Here is a 526-nt window from a genome sequence, read left to right on the forward strand (position 1 = left end):
TCCCCTCACCAAGGAGGGCAAGCTGCTGAACAAGGTGTGGGCAGAGGAGTTCGCTAGGATGGTCGCCGCCGCGAAGCAGCGTCGTGGGCTCTGACATGGAGGGAAGCTCATGACTGTTCCCGAGCGAGTGGGCCAGGACGAGGAGCAGGTACTCGTCGAACGGACCGAGGCGGTCGAGGCCGACCTCCGGTTCGTCGGCCTTCCCGTCGTCCGGGGCGGCGACAGCCGGGCCGGCAAGACGATCGGTTCGTCGACGTTCGTCGTCTACTACGACGCCAGCGCCGACAGCTCCGGCGGAGTGTTCGTCACCTGGGAGCCGAGCCGGGAGCTCAAGGACCTGATCGTCGCCCCCCCGCAGCTGGCTCCCCAGCGAGCCATCCCGCTCGGCAGCACGGCCCTGGAGGCCATGACCGTCGCCGTCGAGCAGGTGCTCACCGCCGCAGGCTGGGCAACCGAGCAGACCGACGTCGGCGTCCATGAGAGCTCGGTCAAGATCCTCGGCCCCGTGGCCCCGTAGAGACTGACC

1 protein-coding gene is annotated in these 526 nt (G+C 68.6%); it reads left to right on the plus strand.

Going from position 1 to position 526, the window contains the following annotated elements; translation table 11 throughout:
- The first annotated feature begins 109 nt into the window (after positions 1 to 109).
- Positions 110 to 517, plus strand: a complete 408-nt coding sequence (locus tag ABD323_RS42160; RefSeq protein ID WP_344447356.1) for a hypothetical protein — start codon at positions 110 to 112, stop codon at positions 515 to 517.
- The last annotated feature ends 9 nt before the right edge of the window (positions 518 to 526 follow it).

This window comes from Kitasatospora nipponensis (genome assembly GCF_039528135.1).
GTDB lineage: Bacteria > Actinomycetota > Actinomycetes > Streptomycetales > Streptomycetaceae > Kitasatospora > Kitasatospora nipponensis.

What these genes read in the sequence shown, in the direction of transcription:
- ABD323_RS42160 (WP_344447356.1), top strand. Translation starts at nt 110, where the DNA reads ATGACTGTTCCCGAGCGAGTGGGCCAGGACGAGGAGCAGGTACTCGTC.